Origin of the sequence: Streptomyces sp. MB09-01, from assembly GCF_033794505.1 — a bacterium.
GTDB lineage: Bacteria > Actinomycetota > Actinomycetes > Streptomycetales > Streptomycetaceae > Streptomyces.
In genome coordinates, this window is record NZ_JARAYQ010000062.1 from 19,665 (window position 1) to 35,774 (window position 16,110).

Consider the following 16,110-nt stretch of genomic DNA (forward strand, 5'->3'; position numbering starts at 1 on the left):
CCGCGAGATGGATCTCATAACGGCCGATAACGCCGACAAGCAGGGAGTGCTGAGGGTGCTGGAAGAGGTGGAGCGCTGGCTGGCCGACCGCTCCTGGTCAGCCGCCGACCGACCGCTCGACCAGCTGCTCGACCGGAAACGGGCGGCCGGGACCACGGTCAGCGTGGTGCTGCCCGCACTGGACGAGGAGGCGACGGTCGGCGCGATCGTCGAGGTCATCCGGCGCGAGCTGATCGAGGGTCTGCCGTTCCCCCTGGTGGATGAGCTGCTCGTGATCGACTCGGGCTCGACCGACCGTACGGCGGAGGTCGCGGCGAAGGCCGGAGCCCGGGTGGTGCACCGCGACGAGATCCTGCCGAGGATCCCGGCGCTGCCCGGCAAGGGCGAGGTGCTGTGGCGCTCGCTGCTCGCCACCGGCGGGGACATCGTCTGTTTCGTCGACGCCGACCTGCGGGACTTCTCCTCCGCCTTCGTCTCGGGAATCGTGGGACCGCTGCTGACCGAACCGGACGTGCAGTTCGTCAAGGCCATGTACGACCGCCCGCTCGGCGACGCCCCCGGCCAGGGCGGCCGGGTCACGGAACTGGTCGCCCGGCCCCTCCTCAACCTGCACTGGCCGCAGCTGGCCGGCTTCGTCCAGCCGCTGGGCGGCGAGTACGCCGTACGCCGCTCCCTGCTGGAGCGGCTGCCGTTCCCCGTCGGGTACGGCGTCGAGCTGGGCCTGCTGGTCGACGCGCTGCACACGGTCGGGCTGGACGCGCTCGCCCAGGTGGACGTGGGCGTACGCGTCCACCGCCACCAGGACGGGCAGGCACTGGGCCGGATGGCAGCGGCGATCTACCGCACCGCCCTTATGCGCCTGTCGCGCGGGCACACCCCCAGCCACCGCTGGGGGTACCCCCAGGTACGGCCGGAGCTGACGCAGTTCGAGCGGGGGCCGGAAGGCTTCGTGCCGCGGACGTACCCGGTGGACACCGAGGAGCGGCCGCCGATGCTCGGCGTCAAGGAGTACGCACTGCGCCGCGTGGCGTGACGTCGGCGTGGAAAGTTTGAGCGAGTGCGGGCCGGGCTAGGTTCGCGGCATGGCTTCTCAGGTACTCGTCGCCGCCAACCGCGGCCCCCTCTCGTACACGATCGATGCCGAAGGCGGCCTCAGGGCCCGGCGCGGCGGGGGCGGTCTCGTCTCCGGGCTCTCCGCGGCCCTCGCGGAACAGCCGGGGGCGCTGTGGATCTGCGCGGCACTGTCGGAGGCGGACCGGGAGGCGGTACGCCGGGGGGTGGCCGAGCCGGGTGTCCGGATGCTGGACATCGATCCCACGGTGTACGACGCCGCCTACAACGGCATCGCCAATTCTGTGCTGTGGTTCACCCACCACCACCTGTACGACGTCCCGCGCGAGCCGGTCTTCGACGCGGAGTTCCGGCGGCGGTGGGACGCCTACGTCACGTACAACGAGGCCTTCGCGCGCGCCCTCGCCCAGGAGGCGGCCGAAGGGGCCCGCGTCCTGGTGCAGGACTACCACCTGGCACTGGTCCCGGGGCAGTTGCGGGAGCTGCGGCCGGACCTGCGGATCGGGCACTTCACGCACACGCCGTGGGCCTCGCGGGAGTTCATGGACATGCTCCCGGACGACATCCGGAGCCGGCTGGTGTGGGGGATGCTCGGGGCGGACCGGCTGGGCTTCCACACCGGGGAGTGGGCGGCCAACTTCATCAGCGGCGCGACCATGGACGACGCGCACGGCATCGCGGAGGCGTCGTCCCCGAGCGGGAGCCCGGAGCGCGGGGTGTGGCACCGCCGGACGGCCCCGGAAGGGCGCGGCTACACGAAGCGGCGGTTCACCGAGGTGACCAAGTACCCCCTCGGGGTGGACGCGGACGAACTGCGGGCGCTCGCGCACCGGCCGGAGGTGGACGAGAAGCTGGCGCAGCTGCGGGCGGAGGTCGGCGACCTGAAGACGATCGCCCGGGTGGACCGGACCGAGCTGTCGAAGAACGTCCTGCGGGGGCTGCTGGCGTACCGGGAGCTGCTGACGGTCCACCCGGAGTGGCGGGGCCGGGTCGTCCACCTGGCCTCGGCGTACCCGTCGCGGCAGGACCTGGCGGTGTACCGGGCGTACACGGAGTCGGTCCGGGAGCTGGCCGCGGAGATCAACGAGGAGTTCCGCATGGCGGACTGGCAGCCGGTGCTGGTGTCGGTGCAGGACGACTTCGCGCGGTCGCTGGCGGTGTACCGGATGGCGGACGTGGCGCTGGTGAACCCGGTGCGGGACGGGATGAACCTGGTGGCGAAAGAGATCCCGGTGGTGTCGGAGGCGGGGTGCGCGCTGGTGCTGTCCACCGGGGCGGGGGCGTACGAGGAGCTCCGCCAGGACGCGCTGACGGTGAACCCGTACGACGTGTCGGCGACGGCCGAGGCGTTGCACGCGGCGCTGGCCATGCCGGCCGCCGAGCGTGCGGAACGCACGAAGCGCCTGGCCGCCGCCGCCACGGCCCTCCCCCCGGCCGCCTGGTTCGCAGCCCAGCTGACCGACCTCCTGGCCTGACCCCTGCGGGGCTGCGCCGCCGCACTGCACCCGCGTCCCGCCTGCTGGGGCTCCGCCCCGGTCTTTTCAGGCTCGCGCGGCCTCGGCCAGGGCGGCCAGGAAGGTGACCACCTCGCCGGGTCCGGCCAGGACCAGGTCGGCCCGCCCGGCGAGCTCGGGAACCTCGGCGGAGCCGCTGCAGATCAGGAGGCCCGGCAAGCCGTCGGCCCGGCGTTTTTCGACCGCCGAGTACGCCGCCAGGTCACCCAGGTCGTCGCCCGCGTACAGCACCGCCTCCGCGTCCCGCTCCGCCAGGAACTCCGTCAGGGCGACGCCCTTGTCCATGCCCGGGGGTCGGAGCTCCAGGACGGCCCGGCCCGGCTCCACCATCAGCCCGTGCCGCGCCGCCAGCTCCGTCAGCGGCTCGCGCAGGGCCGCGAAGGCCGCCGCGGGGTCCGCGGCCCGCCGGGTGTGCACGGCCAGCGCCCGGCCCTTCTCCTCGATCCAGGTGCCCCGCCAGGCCCCGATCGATTCGAGGAACCCCGGCAGCTCGGCCCGTACCGCCGCCACCCCGGGGTGCTCGGCCGGGGCGTGCACGATCCCCGTGACCGCGTCCCAGCGCTCCGCCCCGTAGTGGCCGAGGACGACGAGGTGTTCCAGGCCGGGGACCCCGGCGAAGCCCCCGTAGCGGACGGCGACGCCCGCCGGCCGGCCGGTGATCACGGCGACCGAGGCGACCTCGGGGGCGAGCGCGGAGAGGGCCGGGACGGCTCCCGGGTGGGCTCGGGCCTGGTCCGGGTCCGGGACGATGTCGGCGAGGGTGCCGTCGAAGTCCAGGGCGACCACGGACCGGCGGGGTGCGCGGAGCAGGGCTTCGAGTCCCTCGCGTCCGGCTGCGGTGACGGGCATCGGCAGATCGTGCGCATGGCTCCCCATACGCACGACCCTAACGGCCCGGCCCGGCGACGGCTATGGCACGAACGGGGCTAACGCCGGGCCCGCTGGGCCTCGCGGATGCGCCGCAGGCGGTTGATCGTGCCCGGTGCGTGGGCCAGCGCCCGCGGGTCGTCCATCAGCGCGTTGAGCAGCTGGTAGTAGCGGACGGGGGTCATCCCCAGCCCTTCCCGTATGGCCCGTTCCTTGGCTCCGGGCCCGGGCCAGGTGCGTCCCTCGTACGCGAGCACCGCGGCCTCCGTGGCCGTCAGCTGCCCGTCGTCCGTCATACCGCCAGATTAACGCCGCCCGCCGACAGCGGCCCCGCCGCCATCGGCCCGGCCGCACCCGACCGGCGCTACCTCGGGTCCGCCGCCCGCGCCGTCGTGGCGATCCCCTCCAGGACCTTCGCCGGCTGTCCGCCCGGCTGGACGGTCTTGCCTATGTTCTGCTTGATGTCCTCGCTGACGTCCGCCCAGGACTCCTTGCCGACCGGGTACAGCCGCGAGCCGGGCAGCGCCGTCAGGAAGGGCTTCAGCTTGGCCGCCTGGCCGCTCGTGGCGGCCTGCTTGGCCTGGTAGCCGCTGGTGGTGGCCGGCAGCAGGTCGTACCGGTCCGTGAAGGCCGCCACGTTCTTCGGCTGGTACATGAAGTCCAGGAACTTCCCGGACTGCTCGCGGTGGCCGTTCTTGAAGGCCATGACCCAGTCCGCGACGCCCATGGCCGGCTCCTCGGACCCGGTGGCGGTCGGCAGCGGCACCATGCCGAACTTCACGCCCTTGGCCTCGGCCTGCTTCATCAGCGACGGGTGTCCGTTGAGCATGCCGACCTCCCCCTTGGTGAAGGCGTCGAAGGCGGCCTGCCGGTCCAGCTTCCCCGGCTCGACGGGTCCGGTCAGCCCCTGGCCGACCATCTTGTCCCGCAGGAACTCCAGCGCCTTGACGTTGTCGGCGGAGTCGATGGAGTACTGCTCTTCGTTGTCGGTGTAGCCACCGCCGCCCGAGAGCATCCACATCATCGTCTCGGCCTGCGCCTCTTCGCGGCCCAGCGGCAGCGCGAAGGGGGTGGGCACGCCCGCGCCCTTGAGCTTCTTGGCCGCCGCCTCCAGGTCCGCCCAGCTCTTCGGCTGCCAGCCGGCCTTGGCGTCCTTGCCGATCACGCCCGCGTCGGACAGCAGCTTCTCGTTGTAGAAGAGCAGCCGGGTGCTCGACACGAAGGGCAGCCCGTACTGGACCTGCTTGACCTTGCCCGCGTCCGCGAGCGGTGCGAGGAAGTCGGCCTCGGTCTTCACGGAGAGCAGCTCCGCCGCCGAGTAGAGCTTGCCGGCGGCCGCGTAGTCGGCGTAGGCGCCGATCTGGGCGATGTCGGGGGCCTTGCCGGCCTTGACCATGTCGGCGACCTTGGCGTCGACCTCGGACCACGAGTAGACGGAGACCTCGACCTTGACGCCTGGGTGGTCCTTCTCGAAGGCGTCGGCGAGGCCCTTCCAGTACCCGGCCGAGGAGTTCTGCGGATTGTCCCCGTAGTCGGCCGCCACGACCCGCAGGGTCACCTCGTTGTCTCCGGTGAGTCCGCCGATGGCTCCGCAGCCCGTCAGCGTCACGGCAGTCAGGCACAGCGCGGCGCCGGACGCGGCCAGGCTCAGGTAACGGCCCTTCACAGTTCTCGATCCACCCCTTGTTGTACGTACGATCCACGTAAGGTCTACACCACTTTGGCGGCTCCTCCACATCGGGATCCCGACCAGGGCCCCGGATTTGTATGGCCACTCAACAATCCCCCTCAATGGACTAGACCTTTCCCCGCCGAGCACGCGAGACTGTCTCTGTGAAACCCGTGAAACACGTCATCGCCCTCGATGTGGGCGGCACCGGGATGAAGGCCGCCCTCGTCGCCGACGACGGCACCCTGCTCCACGAAGCGCGCCGGGCCACCGGCCGCGACCGGGGCCCCGACGCCGTCGTCGAGACGATCCAGGACTTCGCCACCGAGCTGCTCGACACCGGCCGGGAACGCTTCGGACGGACCGCCTCCGCCGCCGGAGTCGCCGTCCCCGGCATCGTCGACGCCGAGAACGGGATCGCCGTCTACGCGGCGAACCTGGGCTGGCGGGACGTCCCGATGCGCGCCCTGCTCAGCAGACGTCTCGGCGGCATCCCGGTGGCCCTCGGCCACGACGTGCGCACGGGCGGACTCGCGGAGGGCCGCATCGGCGCCGGCCGAGGCGCCGACCGGTTCCTCTTCGTGCCCCTCGGCACCGGCATCGCCGGCGCCATCGGCATCGCCGGCCGCATCGAGGCCGGCGCCCACGGCTACGCGGGCGAGATCGGGCACATCGTGGTACGCCCGGGCGGCCCCGCCTGCGGCTGCGGCCAGCACGGCTGCCTGGAGACCCTCGCCTCCGCCTCCGCGGTCAGCCGCGCCTGGGCGGCCGCCTGCGGCGACCCGGACGCGGACGCCGCGGACTGCGCCGAGGCCGTCGAGGACGGCGACGCCCGCGCCCGGGAGGTCTGGCTGGCCGCCGTCGGCGCCCTCGCCGACGGGCTGGTCACCGCGATCACCCTGCTGGACCCGCGCACGCTGATCATCGGTGGCGGGCTGGCCGAGGCGGGGGAAACCTTGTTCACACCACTACGGACGGCCGTGGAGGAGCGCGTGACGTTCCAGCGGCTCCCCCACATCGTGCCGGCGGCCCTCGGGGACACCGCCGGCTGCCTGGGCGCAGGGCTGCTCGCCTGGGACCTACTCGCCACGGAGGTACCTGCCTGATGTCCGGAAGCGCACACAGCACCGTTCTCTCCGGCGCCAGGGTGGTGCTGCCCACCGGAACCGTGGCCAACGGCCGGGTCATCGTCGACGGCGACCGCATCGCCGGCAGCGCCCACGAGGAATCGCGGACCGTGGACCTCTCCGGGCACTGGATCGTCCCCGGCTTCGTGGACATGCACAACCACGGCGGCGGCGGCGCCTCCTTCACCTCCGGCACCGCCGAGGACGTCCTCCGGGGCGTCCGCACCCACCGCGAGCACGGCACCACCACCCTGATCGCCTCCACCGTCACCGGCGACCTGGACGAACTGGCCCGGCGCGCCGGGCTGCTCGCCGAGCTCACCCAGCAGGGCGAGATCGCGGGCATCCACTTCGAGGGCCCGTTCATCAACCCCTGCCGCAAGGGCGCGCACAAGGAGGACCTGCTCCGCGACCCCGACCCGGCCGAGGTCCGCAAGCTGATCGACGCCGCGCACGGCGCCGCCCGCATGTTCACCCTCGCCACCGAACTCCCGGGCGGCCTGGACTCCGTACGGCTGCTGGCCGAGCACGGGGTGATCGCCGCGATCGGGCACACGGACGCCACGTACGAGCAGACGCGCGCCGCCATCGACGCGGGCGCGACCGTGGCCACCCACCTCTTCAACGCGATGCCGCCCCTCGCGCACCGCGAACCCGGCCCGATCGCCGCGCTGCTGGAGGACGAACGGATCACCGTCGAGCTGATCAACGACGGCACCCACCTGCACCCGGCCGCCCTGGAACTGGCCTTCCACCACGCCGGCGCGCACCGCGTGGCACTGATCACCGACGCGATGGACGCCGCCGGCTTCGGCGACGGGACCTACCACCTCGGCCCGCTGGAGGTCGAGGTCAAGGAGGGCGTGGCCCGGCTCGTGGAGGGCGGTTCCATCGCCGGTTCCACGCTGACCCTGGACACCGCCTTCAAGCGCTCGGTGACCCTCGACAGGCTGCCGGTGGAGTCCGTGGTCCAGGCGATCTCCGCCAACCCGGCCAAGCTCATCGGCCTGTACGACGAGATCGGCTCGCTGGAGCCCGGCAAGTACGCGGACCTCGTCGTCCTGGACGCCGCCTTCGACGTCAAGGGCGTCATGCGGCGCGGCGAATGGGTCGTCAGCCCCCTCGCCGCGGCGGCGATCTGACGGCCGAGCGGCTGTACCTGCGAAGGCGGTCGGCCCGAGGGCTGGGCCGACCGCCTCGCGTTTGGCATGATCCCGGCAGCAACAGACCCGGGGGTGCCCATGATCCTGACCGTGACGCTCAACACCGCACTCGACGTCACGTACCGCGTGCCGAGGCTGCTCCCGCACGCCTCGCACCGGGTCGCCGCCGTCACCGAGCGCGCCGGCGGCAAGGGGATCAACGTCGCCCGCGTCCTGGCCGCGCTCGGCCACGAGGTGACGGCGACGGGCTTCGCGGGCGGTCCGGTCGGCTCCGTCGTGCACGAACTGCTCGCGCGCTCCCCGCGGGTGGTGGACGCCCTGGTGCCCTGCGAGGCCGGCAGCCGCCGCACCCTGGCCGTGGTCGACGAGTCCTCCGGCGACACCACCCAGTTCAACGAGCCGGGCCCGCTGATCACGTCCGCCGAGTGGTCCCGGTTCCTCGCGCAGTACGGGGAGCTCGTCCGCGGCGCCCGCGCCGTGGCCCTGTGCGGCAGCCTCCCGCCGGGCGTGCCGGTCGGCGCGTACGCGGTCCTCGTACGGGCGGCCCGCGCGGCCGGGGTCCCCGTCCTCCTGGACACCAGCGGCGAGGCCCTGCGCCGCGGGGTCGCCGCCCGGCCCGAGATCATCAAGCCGAACGCCGCCGAGCTGGCCGAGCTCACCGGATCCCGCGACCCGCTGCCCGCCACCCGCGACGCCCGCCGCCGGGGCGCGCACGCCGTGGTCACCTCGCTGGGCCCGGACGGCCTGCTGGCCGCCACCGCCGAGGGCACCTGGCAGGCGGCCCCGCCGCGCGTCCTGCCCGGCAACCCGACCGGAGCCGGCGATTCCGCCGTCGCCGGCCTGCTGTCGGCCCTGGTGGAGGGGGCGGACTGGCCGGACCGGCTCACCCGCGCGGTCGCCCTGTCCGCCGCCACGGTCCTCGCACCGGTGGCGGGAGAGTTCGACCCCCGCACCTACGAGGAGGTACGGGGGTCGGTGAAGGTCACGACGGCCGGTTAGGTCCTAGAAGTTCTCGAGCCACAGCTGGTCGATGTTGACGTTGCAGCTGTTGCCGGCCTCGCACGACAGCTTGATCGTGTTGGTGCCCTTCTCGAGGTTCACCTGGCCCCAGGTCGTCTGCCAGCCCTTCTCCCAGTCGCCCTTGGGCGACTTGGCGAAGTTGCGCATGCTGATCGGCGACTCGTTCGGCTTGCCGTTGACGGTGAGGGTGCCGTTGGCGTCCTCACCCGGGATGCCGAAGCGCACGTAGAACCTGTACTTGCCGGCCTTGGGGACGTCCAGGGTCCAGGTCACGGCCGCGCCGGGGCGGTTGAACCCGCCGACGTACTGGCCGCCCGAGCTCTTCGCCCCCGGAATGGTGCTGTCCAGGGCCGCGCCGCCCGTGATGGACATGCCCGCGCCGGCCGCCTCGCCCTTGGGCAGCTGGGCCTGGGAGGGCGCCGGAGAGCCGCTCGGGGGCGCGGGCGAGGGGTTCTGCGGGGCCGCCGACTGCTGGCCGCCGTTCGCCTCGTCCTTGCCCTTCTTGTCCTTGTCCTTGTCACCGAAGGCCAGGGCGGCGCCGATGCCGATCACGACCGCGCCGACCACCGCGACGGCGGCGATCAGCAGACCGCGACGGCTGGAGCCGCCACCGCCGCCGTGGCCGCCGGAGTGCGCGATCGTCTGGGTCTGGTGCTGCGGGGCCTGCGGCTGCTGCGGAACGCCGTAGCCGCCCGCCTGGAGCGCCTCCGGGGCCTGGTACTGGGCCTGGTAGGCCGGCTGCTGCGCGGGCACCTGACCGCGCGTGCCGCCGTTGCGGCGCTCGCCGACCGTCCGCACCTGGTGGTGGGAGGTGCGGGGAACGCCGGGCTGCGCGCCGGAAGGACCGCCTGCCGCGGGCCCCGGGTAGCCGTATGCGCCGCCCTGACCTGGCGGTGTGGCTCCGGCGGCCTGGCCGTCCGCGTAGAGATAGCCGAACGGATCGTCGTCCTCGGGCTTGTTCGCCCCACCGTGCGGGCCGTTGTTCGCGGGCGTCGTCATCGCAGGTCACTCCTTTCGACCCCCGGGAGCCTACCCCGAACAGGTGCGCCCACGGGCGACGGACCGCCTCAGCCGGCCCTGCGGTGCGCCTTGGAGCGGGACCGCTTCTCGATGTACATCCGCTGGTCGGCGGAGCGCAGCACCTCGTCCGCCGACATCCCGCAGCTCGCCCAGCCGATGCCGAAACTGGCTCCGACACGGACCGCGCGGCCGTCTACCCGGATCGGCGGGATGATCGCGTTGCGCAGCCGGACGGCAAGATCGGCGGCGTCCGCCGCACCCAGACCGTCGGCAAGGACGACGAATTCGTCACCACCCAGCCGAGCGACGGTGTCACCGTCCCTGACGCCCCTCGTCAGCCGCCGGGCGACCTCGATCAGGACCGCGTCGCCCGTGTGGTGCCCGAACCGGTCGTTGATCGACTTGAAGCCGTCGAGGTCGCAGAAGAGCACCGCGAGCCCCTTCGTCCCGTCGTCGATGTCTGTGGCGGGCGCCACCGTGTGCACGTGGTGGTCGTACGGGCCGTCCGCCGCCGCGGCCGGCGCCCCGGGGAAGTCGAAGGGATCGGAGCCCGTGTACCGATCGGGTCCGTCGGGCTGAAAGCCGTGCTCACCGGCACCACCCGCCTCCGCACGCACCTCGTGGCCGTCGTGCACCACGCGCCCGTCGTGTCCGTCGCGCCCCTCGAAGGCCGCGTCCAGTGCCTCGACCGCGGTGGCGCGCACGGACTGGGGCCTGCGGCACAGCCGCGCGCCGAGCCGGGACCGCAGCTCGGCGCTGTTGGGCAGGCCGGTCAGCGAGTCGTGGCTGGCCCGGTGGGCGAGCTGGAGCTCGTGCCGTTTGCGCTCCTCGATGTCCTCGACGTGCGTGAGGAGGAACCGGGGCCCGTCGGCGGCGTCGGCGACGACGGAGTTGCGCAGCGAGACCCATACATACGTGCCGTCGCGCCGGCCCAGGCGCAGCTCGGCGCGGCCGCCCTCGGCGGAGGTGCGCAGCAGGGTGCCGATGTCCTCGGGGTGGACCAGGTCGGAGAAGGAATAGCGGCGCAGTACGGAGGCCGGCCGGCCCAGCAGCCGGCACAGGGCGTCATTGGTCCGCAGCAGCCGGCCGTGCTGGTCCCCGCCCATCTCGGCGATGGCCATCCCGCTGGGCGCGTACTCGAAGGCCTGCCGGAAGGACTCCTCGCTGGCACGCAGTGCCTGCTGTTCACGCTCCAGCCGGACCAGGGCCCGCTGCATGTTCGCGCGCAGCCGCGCATTGCTGATCGCAATCGCGGCCTGGAAGGCGTACATCTGGAGCGCTTCGCGGCCCCAGGCGCCGGGCCGGCGCCCGTTGCGCGGTCTGTCCACCGAAATGACACCCAGAAGTTCCCCGCCGGACGCATACATGGGGGCGTAGAGCCGGTCCTCGGGATGCCACTCGTCCTCGAAGCGCGGATCGGGGCCGTCCGTGTGCCACTGGGGGACGTCGTCCTCCATGAGGATCCAGCCCTCGGTGTGCGGGATGAACCGGAGGCCGTCCCAGTTCTCACCCATCGTCAGGCGGCGTTCCCAGGAGGCGCGGGAGCCGACTCGGCCGGTGATGAGGGCCTCGGCGGCGGGGTCTCCGGCGAAGGCGGCGACGACCAGATCACCGTCCGGGCGTACGAGGTTGACACAGGCGAGTTCGTAGCCGAGGCCCACGACGATGCCGTCCACGACGGTCTGCAGAGTGTCCGCCAGGCTCCTGGCCGTATTGAGATCGGCCACCACCCGGTGCAGCTGCCGCAGGGTCGCAAGACGGACGTACGGCTCCGACTCGGTCTCCATTGCTCGCTCTCCCCGAGACCTCGACAGCAACTCCAGGTTTGTCATCGGCGTTTCGTTGCGGTGTCCCGTCCACTGAATCACAGTGAGCTGTGCGGCAGGTACACAGGGTCAACAAATCTTGCTCTCTGTGACTCAAGTCACATGAGATGAAAAACGATGAGTGGTGGGGCTCGTGGCAACTGGGAGCGCTCCCCCACATTCCCGAGAGCAAACGATACGCCGGGGCCTAGGCCAAGGGGCGGGGGCGCGACTCGGACCAGGGCCCGATGTGCTGCGCGAAGGGCGAGATTAGCGTTCCACCGTGCTGAAGACGACCCCCGTGCCCCGCCCGCCCCACGGAAACCCGCATGCTGAGGGAGTGAGCAATGACGAGTTCCGGGCCGCGATGTCCCGACTGGCGGCGGGCGTGTGCCTGATCACCGCGCACGAGACCCCCCTGGCGGCGGACGGCCCGCGCGGCGAGGACGTCGGCATGACGGCGACCGCCTTCATGTCCGTGTCCCTGGACCCGCCGCTGGTCCTGGTGAGCCTGCGCGAGGGCTCCCGGATGGACGACCTGCTCGCCGAGCAGCCCCTGTGGGCGGTCTCGGTCCTCGCCGACCACCAGCTCCAGGTCGCGGGCCGCTTCGCGATGAAGGGCCGCATCAGCGACCGGCTGCTCTTCGCGGACCTTCCGTACGTACGCGGCGAGGCCTCCGGCGCCCCCCTGCTGACCGGCGCCCTGGCCACCCTGGAGTGCCGCACCGAGAACCGCGTCGAGGCGGGCGACCACACCCTGGTCATCGGCCGCGTCCTGACGGCGTCCCTGCCGTCCCCGGACCACCAGCCCCTGACCTACTTCCGCGGCCGCTACCGGCACCTGGGCCAGTAGGCCGGATCCGGCTGCGGCGACTACCAGTCGCGCCCGGTCCGCCCCCGCTTGGTCTCGGCCCGCGCCTTCTTCTCCCGCAGCCGCCGCTCGTTGATCCCCCGCGGAATCTTCGTCGCCCGCCGCTGCCTCGGCGGCGGAGCCGTCGCCTCCGCCAGCAGCGAAGCCAGCCGCACCAGCGCCATCTCCCGGTTGCGGAACTGCGAGCGGTGCTCGGAGGCCCGCACGGTCACCACCCCGCCCACCAGGCGGGACGCCAGCCGTTCCAGCGCCCGTTCCTTCCACACGTCCGGCAGCGCCTTCGTCGCCGCCAGGTCGAACATCAGCTCCACCCGCGAGTCGGAGGTGTTGACGTGCTGCCCGCCGGGCCCGGAGGACCGCGAGAAGCGCCAGGCGAGCTCGCCCTCGGGGAGCACGACCGAACCGCGGATGACATAAGGACCAGGCATGCCCCCTATGATCCGCGCCCGCACCCGCCCCCGTCACTCAGATTTCACGACGGGAACCCGACAGGCCTCTCGTCGCGTTATAGGGGGCAGCGGTAGTTTGACCGCCTGTACGTGCATGTTGGATGAGGAAAGGGACATTCCCATGGCTGTCAGCCTGTCCAAGGGCGGCAACGTCTCGCTCACGAAGGAGGCCCCCGGCCTCGCTGCCGTCACGGTCGGCCTCGGCTGGGACGTCCGTACGACCACCGGTGTCGACTTCGACCTCGACGCCTCGGCCATCGCGGTCAACCCGACCGGCAAGGTCGTCTCCGACGGCCACTTCGTCTTCTTCAACAACAAGTCCACCCCGGACCAGACCATCGTCCACACCGGTGACAACCGCACCGGCGAGGGCGCGGGCGACGACGAGGCCATCAACGTCAACCTCGCCGGCCTGCCGGCCGACGTCGACAAGATCGTCTTCCCGGTCTCCATCTACGACGCCGAGGCCCGCAGCCAGAACTTCGGCCAGGTCCGCAACGCGTACATCCGCGTCGTGAACCAGGCCGGCGGCGCCGAGATCGCCCGCTACGACCTCTCCGAGGACGCGGCGACCGAGACCGCCATGGTCTTCGGCGAGCTCTACCGCAACGGTGCCGAGTGGAAGTTCCGCGCGGTCGGCCAGGGTTACGCCTCCGGCCTCACGGGCATCGCGCAGGACTTCGGCGTCAACGTCTGAGTCCGGTAGCCCGGGTCGCCCCGGTGATCAGCCCTGCAAGCCGGGCGCTGATCGCCGGGGCGGACACCAGCGGTGGCGAAGCCCCCTCCCGGCCGTCCGGGGAGGGGGCTTCGCTACCGTTCGGTAGGTGATCCTCCAACCGCTCGTCCCCGTCGGCGGCGCCCTCCCCGGCCCGGTCCTCACCGAAATCGCCGCCCTCTACTCGACGAACCACGCGTTCTTCGAACTCAGCGGCGACTTCCCCGACCCGGACCGCATCACCGTCGAACAGGTCGCGGCCGCCCTCGCCGACGAACTCGCCCATGAGGGCGCCGAGGTCCTCCTCGCCCGTGCCGCCGGCCGCCTCGTCGGCCTGGCCGCCACCCTGGCCCACCACCCGGACCCGGCCTCCGCCGGCACCGACCCGTGGATCGGCCTGCTGCTCATCGACGCCACCGCGCACCGCGAGGGATACGGCCGCGCCGTGGCCACCCTGGTCGAGGACCGCTTCCGCGCCGCCGGACGCACGGGCGTGCAGATCGCCGTCCTGGACAACAACCCCAAGGCCCTCGCCTTCTGGCGGTCCCAGGGGTACGCCGAACTGCGCCGGGCCGAGGACCGCGAGCTCGGCCGCGACTGCACCGTGCTGCGCAAGCCGCTCGAAGCCCCGTAGAGGACCGGCCGGCTACTTGGGGCGGCCCTCGCCGTACAGCCAGACGTCCCAGACCTTCTTCAGGTCGTGCCCCGTCTTCTCCTGCGCGTAGGCGGTGAAGTCGGCCGTGCTCGCGTTCCCGTGCCGGTGGTCCGCGGCCCACCCGCGCACCAGGGCGAAGAACTTCTCGTCGCCCACTTCCTGGCGGATCCGGTGCAGGACCATCGCACCGCGGTAGTACACCGGCTTCTCGGAGATGTCCCCGGGCCCGGGCGGGGAGGCCGGCGGGAAGGCGTCCCAGTCGGAGGCGGCCTCCTCGTCGACGGCCGTGTCGCCGGCCAGGAACGCCTCGAAGTGCTGCTGCGCGGTGGGGCCTGCGTGGTCCTCGGCCCACAGCCACTCGGCGTAGGTCGCGAAGCCCTCGTTGAGCCACATGTCCTTCCAGGACTTCGGCGACACCGAGTTGCCGAACCACTGGTGGGCGAGCTCGTGCAGGAGGAGTTCCTCGTCCTCGAGCGGACCGGAGAAGACGGGCCTGGTCTGGGTCTCCAGCGCGTAGCCGAGGGTCCCGGCCGGCAGCACGACCGCGCCCGCCGTGCTGAAGGGGTACGGACCGAACCGTCCGCTGCCCCACTCCACCATCTCCGGCAGCCGCGCGAGCGCGCCCGCGCTCGCGGCCGCCTCCCCGGGCGCCACGGCGTTGTAGAGGCCGGTCCCCGACGGCGTCCGACCCGTCGTCACCTTGTACGGGCCGACGACGGCGGTGGCCAGATAGCTCGCCATCGGCTCCGGGCTGTGCCACGCGAACGCGGTCCGCCCGTCCGCGCCTTCGGTGCGGGAGCGAAGCTCCCCGTTGGACACGGCCTCGTAGCCGCGCGGGACAGTGAGCGTGATGTCGTAGGTGGCCTTGTCGCTGGGGTGGTGGTTGCCCGGGAACCAGGTCATCGACCCGACCGGCTCGCCGACGCCGACCGCGCCGGCCCGTGCCGCCGCGCCGCCCCGTCCCTCCCCGCCGTCCTCGGTGGTGATCCACCCCTCCTCGGACCCGTCCGGATCCCTGAGGGCCTTCGGCTTCCCGCCGTACTCGACCTCCGTACGGAAGACCTCGCCCTTCTTCAGGTCCTCGGCCGGGCGCACGGTCAGCTCGTTGCCGGTCCGGTTGTACCGGGCCCCGACGCCCTGCACGGTCACGCCCTCGACGTGCAGGCCGCTGAGGTCGAGGTTGAACGAGCTGAGCCCCTGCCCGGCGCGGGCGGTGATGAGGGCCGTACCGTGCAGCTCGCCGTCGGCCGGGTCGTAGTCCAGGTCCAGCGCGTAATGGTCGACCTGGTAGCCGCCGTTGCCGGCCTTGGGGAAGTACGGGTCGCGCAGCCCCGACGCGCCCGGCCGCCCCTGCACCGTGCCTCCCGTACACGCCGTGGTGAGGGCGAGGAGGGAGGCGACGGCAGGGACGGCGAGGCGGGAGAGCGCGCGGTGTTCCACGCACTCGATCCTAGGCGGGCTGCCCGTGCGGGCTACTTGCCGAGCGCGTCGACGCCGGCCTTGGCGAACTTCTCGTCCAGGTCACCGCTCGGGGCGCCGGCCACGCCGATGCCCGCGACGGGCGCGCCGTTCGCCTGCACCGGGGTGCCGCCGCCGAGGAAGAGGGTGCCGGGGATGTCCTTCAGGTTCGGGGTCTGGGCGAGGCGGCCCACGAGCACCGAGGTCGGGGCGTTCCAGGACACGGCGGTGAAGGCCTTGCGCTGCGCCGAGTCGTAGGACTGGGGGCCGGCGCCGTCGCCGCGCAGGGTGACGATGGTGTTGCCGTTGCGGTCCACCACCGCGACCGTGACCTTCTGGTTCTCGGCCTGCGCGGCCTGCAGCGCGGCCTGGGCGGCGCGGGTGGCGGCGTCGACGGTGAGGTGCGTCGTGGTGGTGAAGTTCTTGTCGCTCGGGCCGTCCTTCTTCCCGGCGACCGCGGCGGCGGCGACCGGAGCGGCGTCGTCGGCGGGGGTGGCGCTGGCGCTCACGGCGCCGAAGGCTCCGGCGCCCAGGGCGACGGCGAGGGCGGTACCGGTGAGGACGCGGGTGCGGGTGTTCATCTCTGCTCCTGAGAACGGTGACACGGTGACGGCATCGGGTCGGTCCGGGCCGGTCGGACCGGCTCCTTCACTGCCTGTCTCTTAAAAAAAATTCCAAACCCACAAAAAAAGCAAAAAAATGAAAA

The 16,110-nt window shown here is 72.4% G+C and carries 16 protein-coding genes; 8 read left to right on the forward strand and 8 right to left on the reverse strand.

Annotation, left to right across the window (positions count from 1 at the left end; all coding sequences use genetic code 11):
- Nucleotides 1-55 precede the first annotated feature (55 nt).
- Nucleotides 56-1,033, forward strand: a complete 978-nt coding sequence (locus tag PV721_RS15610) for a glucosyl-3-phosphoglycerate synthase (RefSeq protein WP_319724492.1) — start codon at nucleotides 56-58, stop codon at nucleotides 1,031-1,033.
- A 49-nt stretch (nucleotides 1,034-1,082) separates the two neighbouring features.
- Complete coding sequence (locus tag PV721_RS15615; protein WP_319724469.1) at nucleotides 1,083-2,546, forward strand: trehalose-6-phosphate synthase; 1,464 nt, start codon at nucleotides 1,083-1,085, stop codon at nucleotides 2,544-2,546.
- A gap of 66 nt (nucleotides 2,547-2,612) precedes the next feature.
- Here the strand turns inward: PV721_RS15615 and otsB are convergent, their stop codons facing one another.
- The 3 genes from otsB to PV721_RS15630 all read right to left on the reverse strand — a co-directional run bounded on the left by otsB (nucleotide 2,613) and on the right by PV721_RS15630 (nucleotide 5,118).
- On the reverse strand, nucleotides 2,613-3,461 hold the full coding sequence (gene otsB, locus PV721_RS15620) for a trehalose-phosphatase (protein ID WP_319724470.1): 849 nt from the start codon (nucleotides 3,459-3,461) through the stop codon (nucleotides 2,613-2,615).
- A 50-nt stretch (nucleotides 3,462-3,511) separates the two neighbouring features.
- Nucleotides 3,512-3,748 carry a DUF3263 domain-containing protein gene (locus PV721_RS15625; RefSeq protein WP_319724471.1) on the reverse strand — a complete coding sequence of 79 codons (237 nt, stop codon included), beginning with the start codon at nucleotides 3,746-3,748 and terminating at the stop codon, nucleotides 3,512-3,514.
- Between the two features lie 68 nt (nucleotides 3,749-3,816).
- On the reverse strand, nucleotides 3,817-5,118 hold the full coding sequence (locus tag PV721_RS15630; protein ID WP_319724473.1) for an ABC transporter substrate-binding protein: 1,302 nt from the start codon (nucleotides 5,116-5,118) through the stop codon (nucleotides 3,817-3,819).
- A 176-nt stretch (nucleotides 5,119-5,294) separates the two neighbouring features.
- Here PV721_RS15630 and PV721_RS15635 point away from each other — a divergent pair, with 176 nt between their 5' ends.
- From PV721_RS15635 to PV721_RS15645, 3 genes are all read left to right on the forward strand, one after another.
- Complete coding sequence (locus PV721_RS15635; RefSeq protein WP_319724494.1) at nucleotides 5,295-6,227, forward strand: ROK family protein; 933 nt, start codon at nucleotides 5,295-5,297, stop codon at nucleotides 6,225-6,227.
- A complete protein-coding gene (nagA, locus tag PV721_RS15640) occupies nucleotides 6,227-7,390 on the forward strand; it encodes an N-acetylglucosamine-6-phosphate deacetylase (RefSeq protein ID WP_319724474.1) in 1,164 nt (387 codons plus the stop codon). Before PV721_RS15635 ends, nagA begins: the two co-directional genes overlap by 1 nt.
- 99 nt (nucleotides 7,391-7,489) lie before the next feature.
- Complete coding sequence (locus PV721_RS15645) at nucleotides 7,490-8,410, forward strand: 1-phosphofructokinase family hexose kinase (RefSeq protein ID WP_319724475.1); 921 nt, start codon at nucleotides 7,490-7,492, stop codon at nucleotides 8,408-8,410.
- A 3-nt stretch (nucleotides 8,411-8,413) separates the two neighbouring features.
- On the opposite strand, the gene PV721_RS15650 is transcribed toward PV721_RS15645, so the two are convergent.
- Both PV721_RS15650 and cdgB read right to left on the reverse strand, forming a co-directional pair.
- Nucleotides 8,414-9,430, reverse strand: coding sequence for a CBM35 domain-containing protein (locus PV721_RS15650; RefSeq protein WP_319724477.1), 1,017 nt, complete (start codon nucleotides 9,428-9,430; stop codon nucleotides 8,414-8,416).
- A gap of 68 nt (nucleotides 9,431-9,498) precedes the next feature.
- On the reverse strand, nucleotides 9,499-11,238 hold the full coding sequence (gene cdgB / locus PV721_RS15655) for a diguanylate cyclase CdgB (protein ID WP_319724479.1): 1,740 nt from the start codon (nucleotides 11,236-11,238) through the stop codon (nucleotides 9,499-9,501).
- Between the two features lie 301 nt (nucleotides 11,239-11,539).
- Here cdgB and PV721_RS15660 point away from each other — a divergent pair, with 301 nt between their 5' ends.
- On the forward strand, nucleotides 11,540-12,109 hold the full coding sequence (locus PV721_RS15660) for a flavin reductase family protein (RefSeq protein ID WP_416371110.1): 570 nt from the start codon (nucleotides 11,540-11,542) through the stop codon (nucleotides 12,107-12,109).
- 20 nt (nucleotides 12,110-12,129) lie between these two features.
- Here the strand turns inward: PV721_RS15660 and arfB are convergent, their stop codons facing one another.
- Nucleotides 12,130-12,555 carry an alternative ribosome rescue aminoacyl-tRNA hydrolase ArfB gene (gene arfB / locus PV721_RS15665; RefSeq protein ID WP_319724481.1) on the reverse strand — a complete coding sequence of 142 codons (426 nt, stop codon included), beginning with the start codon at nucleotides 12,553-12,555 and terminating at the stop codon, nucleotides 12,130-12,132.
- A gap of 142 nt (nucleotides 12,556-12,697) precedes the next feature.
- On the opposite strand from arfB, the gene PV721_RS15670 reads away from it, so the two are divergent.
- Together PV721_RS15670 and PV721_RS15675 are read left to right on the forward strand one after the other, a co-directional pair.
- Nucleotides 12,698-13,273, forward strand: a complete 576-nt coding sequence (locus tag PV721_RS15670) for a TerD family protein (protein ID WP_030718836.1) — start codon at nucleotides 12,698-12,700, stop codon at nucleotides 13,271-13,273.
- 127 nt (nucleotides 13,274-13,400) lie between these two features.
- Nucleotides 13,401-13,925, forward strand: coding sequence for a GNAT family N-acetyltransferase (locus PV721_RS15675; protein WP_319724484.1), 525 nt, complete (start codon nucleotides 13,401-13,403; stop codon nucleotides 13,923-13,925).
- Between the two features lie 12 nt (nucleotides 13,926-13,937).
- Here PV721_RS15675 and PV721_RS15680 read toward each other — a convergent pair whose 3' ends face one another.
- Entirely contained in the window at nucleotides 13,938-15,386 is a 1,449-nt protein-coding gene (locus PV721_RS15680) for a M1 family metallopeptidase (protein WP_319724486.1), read from the reverse strand.
- A gap of 32 nt (nucleotides 15,387-15,418) precedes the next feature.
- Entirely contained in the window at nucleotides 15,419-15,985 is a 567-nt protein-coding gene (locus PV721_RS15685; protein ID WP_319724488.1) for a heme-binding protein, read from the reverse strand.
- Nucleotides 15,986-16,110 lie beyond the last annotated feature (125 nt).

Excerpts from the sequence above, each read along its gene's own strand:
- PV721_RS15615 (WP_319724469.1), top strand. The coding sequence starts at position 1,083 with ATGGCTTCTCAGGTACTCGTCGCCGCCAACCGCGGCCCCCTCTCGTAC.
- otsB (WP_319724470.1), bottom strand. The coding sequence starts at position 3,461 with ATGGGGAGCCATGCGCACGATCTGCCGATGCCCGTCACCGCAGCCGGA.
- PV721_RS15625 (WP_319724471.1), bottom strand. The coding sequence starts at position 3,748 with ATGACGGACGACGGGCAGCTGACGGCCACGGAGGCCGCGGTGCTCGCG.
- nagA (WP_319724474.1), top strand. The coding sequence starts at position 6,227 with ATGTCCGGAAGCGCACACAGCACCGTTCTCTCCGGCGCCAGGGTGGTG.
- PV721_RS15645 (WP_319724475.1), top strand. The coding sequence starts at position 7,490 with ATGATCCTGACCGTGACGCTCAACACCGCACTCGACGTCACGTACCGC.
- PV721_RS15650 (WP_319724477.1), bottom strand. The coding sequence starts at position 9,430 with ATGACGACGCCCGCGAACAACGGCCCGCACGGTGGGGCGAACAAGCCC.
- cdgB (WP_319724479.1), bottom strand. The coding sequence starts at position 11,238 with ATGGAGACCGAGTCGGAGCCGTACGTCCGTCTTGCGACCCTGCGGCAG.
- arfB (WP_319724481.1), bottom strand. The coding sequence starts at position 12,555 with ATGCCTGGTCCTTATGTCATCCGCGGTTCGGTCGTGCTCCCCGAGGGC.
- PV721_RS15670 (WP_030718836.1), top strand. The coding sequence starts at position 12,698 with ATGGCTGTCAGCCTGTCCAAGGGCGGCAACGTCTCGCTCACGAAGGAG.
- PV721_RS15685 (WP_319724488.1), bottom strand. The coding sequence starts at position 15,985 with ATGAACACCCGCACCCGCGTCCTCACCGGTACCGCCCTCGCCGTCGCC.